Raw genomic sequence first — 4739 nt, forward strand, 5'->3', positions numbered from 1 at the left:
TGTACGCCGCCATTCGCCGCGGAGTACGCAGCCGAAGGCGTCGCCCCGATGGCCTGCAGGGCCCAAAGCGAGCCTGTCTGCACGATGGCGCCACCACCGCGCAGCTGCATCGCCTTCGCCGCGGCCTGCGCCATGAAGAATTTACCCTTGAGGATCGTGTCGAGAAACCAGTCGTACTCGGACTCGTTCACGTCGAGAAATGCCTTGGGGCGGAACACGCCCGCGTTGTTGACAAGAATGTCGACGCCGCCAAACGCCTGCGTCGCCAGTTCGACCAGCGCCGTCGCCGTACCAGGCCGGGCGATGTCACCCGCATGGACACGCACTCGGGCGCCGGACGGGTCGATATCCGCCGCCGCCTGCCTGAGCTTGGCCTCGTCACGGCCGCCAATGACCACGTTGGCGCCGGCGTTCACAAGGCGGGCGGCGACTTCTTTACCGATGCCCGATCCGCCGCCCGTGATGATAGCGATTTTGGAAGAAAAACTATTATCCATGACTGCTCCTGAAAAAGAATGAAAGATCGGAACGAAAGCAACACGAATCGTGTCGTTATCGCTAATTCATGGGAATATTCTCGCCACCCTGCACCACACTCACAAATGAGATATTCTGTTTATCGTTGAAAGAAAATCTTTCTATCAATGACCGCTCCGATTTTCCTGAACGCGCTGCGCGCCTTTGAGGCGAGCGCGCGCCACCAGAGCTTTTCTGCTGCTGCACTGGAACTGAACGTCACGCCCGCTGCCGTCGGTCAACTCGTTCGCAGCCTCGAAGAATGGCTCGGTGTACCGCTGTTCCATCGCGGCAGCGGCGGGCGAGCGCGTCTTGTGCCAACGGACGTTGCGCTACGGGCACTGCCCGACATCCGCGACGGGTTCGATCGGCTGAACCTCGGGTTCGCGCGACTCAAGGAAGGCTCGGCTGTGGGCGTGCTGACGGTGACCGTCAGCCCGGCGTTCGCCGCGAAATGGCTGCTGCCGCGCATTGACCGCTTCCAGAGCACCTGGCCAGAAACCGACGTGCGTCTCGACACCAGCCTGAAGCTGATGGATTTCGCGACCCAGGGGATTGATATCGGAGTTCGTTACGGCGCGGGGAACTGGCCAGGATTGGAGGCCGAGAAACTGATGGACGAAGAGGTTTTTCCCGTGTGCTCACCGGCGTTTCTCCACAAGCATCGGCGCTTGCGCGGCCCGGCAGACCTGGCCGGGCTGACGTTGATAGACGATCTCTCCGTCGATCGTCAGATCGGATTCGTCACCTGGGACGCGTGGCTCGAAACCGTTGGAAAGAAAGCAATCGCGGCTCGATCCGGGTTGAAGATCAACAATTCTGCCGCCGTGTTGCAAGCCGCGATCGATGGCCGCGGAGTCGCGCTAGCGCGTAGTGTCCTTGTGCGCGATGATCTGGCCGCCGGGCGGCTGGTCCGGTTGTTTCCAGATATCGTTCGGCCTTCGGTGCTCGCGTATTACGTCGTCTACCGGAAGGAGTGTGCTGCGTTGCCGAGACTTGTCGCGTTTCGCGATTGGCTCCTTGACGAGGCTTGCGTCGACTGACATACGAAGTACGTTGGCCGTCCGCTCATATCGAGTGATGGCTTTGTGGATATACGATCATCGAATGGGCGCCTGCCAGCGCTTGCGCGATCGTCAGTCTCGCGAGGTTGCTACCGGCATCGGCCGTCTCGTGCGGCGAGCCGCTCCGTTGCGAGGCTTCTGTATTCATTGGGTCACTCCAGATCCGTTAAGCCGGCCACCCTGCGTTGCGCAGGGACCCAGAGATCGTGCGCCATCGTCAGAAACCCGGCGATATAGGCGACATCTTCTTCGCCCTTCCGAACCCCGACATTGATTCTCTTGCTCAAGCCATGTTCGCCGAGCCGGACAGTGCGTACAGGCAGCCCGCTCCCCTCCTCCGCCACGAGCCAGTCCGGCAAGACGGCGATGCCACGACCGGCCGCAACCAGTTGCAGCATCAGTTCGGTCTGCTCAGCCGTCCGATGAAATTTCGGCTTGCAGTGGGCGGGCACGAGAAAGCGCGTGAAGATGTCGAGGCGCTCCTTGCTCACGGGAACCGTGATCAGTTCCTCGCTCATCAGGTCCTGAGGCATTGCGAACTCGCGTGTGGCAAGCGGATGGCGCTCCGGCACCACCAGCATCAACTCATAGTCGATGACGGAAGTAAACGTGATGTCCGGCACGTCGATCGGATCGGGCGTGATGAGCAGATCGATTTCGTACCCAAGCAACGCTGCAACGCCGTCAAAACGGAATGCAGTGCGCACATCGAAATCGACATCGGGCCACGCAGCAAGATAGTGCGGCGTGAGCCGGGTAAGCCATTTCTGGCACGGATGACATTCCATGCCCACGCGCAACGCTCCACGGCGGCCCTCCGCGAAATTCGTCAGCGTCCGTTCTGCGTGCTCCATCTGCGGAATCACGCGCCCCGCGAGCCCCAGCAGATATTCGCCGGCGTGCGTGAACCGCAGTCCGCGGCCATTCTTGGTCCAGAGCTTGACGCCATGCCGCTCTTCGAATTTTCGAACCATGTGAGAGAGCGCCGACTGCGTCACATTCAACCGGTCGGCCGCCGCGGTCACGCTGCCGAGGCGATCCACTTCCATCACGATCGAGAGATATTGGAGGTCTAGCATCCCTGTTCTCCATCAGCGCAATGCTTCGCTGCTTCGCGGGCGATCGACGCTATCCGCGCATTGCATCGGCTCTCGCAATGATTCCGCCTTCCGCAAGGTGAATGCAAACGCGGCCAGACCCAGCGCCGGTCCTGGCACCAGAAGCCACATCGCATCGAGCCCGATATGGTCGAAAAGCGTAGTGGTCGCTGCAATCGATACCACGGTGATCGCAAAGCCAATCGAGTTCTGGATCGCGAGCGCGCTTCCCACGAGCGCCGGCGGACATGCGTCGGCAGCAAGCGCGGAAAACTGCGGCGAGTCAGCGGGGGCCGACGCGCCCCATAGCAAGAGGAGCACCGCCATCGTTTCGGGAGCCAGGTGACGCCAGCACAGCGCGAAGACGAGCCCACATAGACCCGACATCGCGAGTGCGCCTGTCGCCACTTTCGCACTGCCGAGGTGTCGCGATACAACACCGCCGAGCACGGAGCCCAGCGCACCGATCCCGATCACAATGAACGACATCGCCGAAACACTGAGCCCTGGAAGAGCGCTCGTCAGAGACGTATGGGCAATCAGCAGCGGTACAGCGGTCCAGAACGCGTAAAGCTCCCACATGTGGCCGAAATATCCGAGCGTCGCGGCCCGGAACCGGCGAATGCGAAACGCGCTGAGTACGGATGGTGGCGATGTCGCCGGTGTCTCCTTGTCGCGCGCAGAATGGGGCGACACGACAGAGTGCGGCCCATCGCCGAGCGCGCCGATAAGGCCGGCCCCACCGACAGCAAGCAACGACGACGCGGAAATGACCAACTGCCAAGAGAGACCTGTTCCCAGCACGCGCATCGCATGGGGCAGTGCCGTGCCGAGTATGAGCATCCCGACAAGCTGCGCGAGCGCCTGCCCCGTGCGATAGGGCGCCCAGCCGATGATCAGCTTAGCTTCATTCCCATCGGATAGATGCCGGCGAGGCAGATACCGACGCCCAACCGGAAGAGCGCGCCACTCACGAGACCGGTCGACAGCCACGCAAAGCCGAGGTTGAACAGCGCACCGACGACGGCACTGCAGACGAAGATCCTGCTCGCGCGAAAACGATCGGCGGCGCCGCTCAGCGAGACGATGAGTGTGCCGAGGATGAAGCCAAGCTGCACCGCGCTCGTCAACCAGCCGATGTCGGCCGCGCTGATGTGCCAGATTTTCACCAGATCGCCGGCAGTGCTGTTTGCACTGAACCACAGTGCAGTACCGAAGAGTTGCGCGATCGAGATTGCGGCGACCGGGCCTATCCCTTGAACGAGCAGTTTCCGCACACCAGTCGCCCCGATTATTGATTCGCGAGGGGCGCCTGCGCGCCGCGCAACTGGTCGAGCCACCGCTCGTCGCGAGGAGACGGACGACGATGCAGCCGTTCGTTGAGGATCACGTGCGCTTTTCCGGCCTCGCCGCTTCGCATGAGCGCAACCAGAAGCGTGTCCTCGACGACCTCGCGCTGCGCGCCGCTTCCGCCGATTCGCACGACGTCTCGCGCGACCGGCTCGAGGATCTCCGCGGCGAGTGCGTACTTTTCTTCGGCGAAGGCCAACGACGCGCGGCAGATCGCCGGGACGACGGGGCCAGCCGGAAGCTTGCCTTCGTCGATGAGCCTGTTGAGCACGGCAACGCGTTGTTCGACGGCTGTGCTGTCACCCGTCGCCGCGGCGACCAGCGCCATGTGGAAGTCAGCGAATGGAAACCCCGCTTCCTTGAAGTAATCCGACGCGTACTTTGCGGCGGCGTCCCACATGCCCGCCGGAACGGCGTGGCCGTACGCCTGCATGCGCCAGAGAAACGACGACGTGTCGCTGACGATGTTGATCGGCGTGCCGAGCGACGCAGTCGGCGCGACATGCTCGTTGTAGATGCCGAGCGCTCGCACGGTGTCAGCGCGCTCAAGGGCGATGAGCGCGCTATGCCATGCGATGTGGCCGTGAAGCACGCCTGTCTTGTCGTACTCCGGCAACCAGCCGGTGATCATGTCTTGCGCCTCGTCGTTCGCACCGGACTCGTACAGCACGTGGGCGACGGCGTGCGCCGCGTTCACGTTGTGTCGCCGCAA

4 protein-coding genes and 2 pseudogenes are annotated in these 4739 nt (G+C 62.4%); 1 reads left to right on the forward strand and 5 read right to left on the reverse strand.

Features of this window, described 5'->3' with window-relative positions:
• Positions 1-497, reverse strand: a 497-nt coding sequence (locus BMW76_RS39740; RefSeq protein WP_143062458.1) for an SDR family NAD(P)-dependent oxidoreductase, incomplete at its 3' end; no start/stop codon positions are given.
• A 147-nt stretch (positions 498-644) separates the two neighbouring features.
• Here BMW76_RS39740 and gcvA point away from each other — a divergent pair.
• Positions 645-1559, forward strand: coding sequence for a transcriptional regulator GcvA (gcvA, locus tag BMW76_RS39745; RefSeq protein ID WP_090874139.1), 915 nt, complete (start codon positions 645-647; stop codon positions 1557-1559).
• A 25-nt stretch (positions 1560-1584) separates the two neighbouring features.
• On the opposite strand, the gene BMW76_RS41590 is transcribed toward gcvA, so the two are convergent.
• From BMW76_RS41590 to BMW76_RS39760, 4 genes and pseudogenes are all read right to left on the reverse strand, one after another.
• Positions 1585-1728: a hypothetical protein gene (locus tag BMW76_RS41590; protein ID WP_177200640.1), complete on the reverse strand. Its 144-nt coding sequence runs from the start codon at positions 1726-1728 to the stop codon at positions 1585-1587.
• Positions 1729-1732: 4 nt separating this feature from the next.
• Complete coding sequence (locus BMW76_RS39750; RefSeq protein ID WP_090874140.1) at positions 1733-2659, reverse strand: LysR family transcriptional regulator; 927 nt, start codon at positions 2657-2659, stop codon at positions 1733-1735.
• A gap of 12 nt (positions 2660-2671) precedes the next feature.
• A pseudogene (locus BMW76_RS39755) lies at positions 2672-3972 on the reverse strand (MFS transporter).
• Positions 3969-4739: pseudogene (locus BMW76_RS39760) on the reverse strand (tetratricopeptide repeat protein); the annotation flags it as partial. The pseudogenes BMW76_RS39755 and BMW76_RS39760, both read right to left, overlap by 4 nt.

This window comes from Paraburkholderia diazotrophica, assembly GCF_900108945.1.
GTDB lineage: Bacteria > Pseudomonadota > Gammaproteobacteria > Burkholderiales > Burkholderiaceae > Paraburkholderia > Paraburkholderia diazotrophica.

What these genes read in the sequence shown, in the direction of transcription:
- BMW76_RS41590 (WP_177200640.1), bottom strand. Translation starts at nt 1,728, where the DNA reads ATGAATACAGAAGCCTCGCAACGGAGCGGCTCGCCGCACGAGACGGCC.
- gcvA (WP_090874139.1), top strand. Translation starts at nt 645, where the DNA reads ATGACCGCTCCGATTTTCCTGAACGCGCTGCGCGCCTTTGAGGCGAGC.
- BMW76_RS39750 (WP_090874140.1), bottom strand. Translation starts at nt 2,659, where the DNA reads ATGCTAGACCTCCAATATCTCTCGATCGTGATGGAAGTGGATCGCCTC.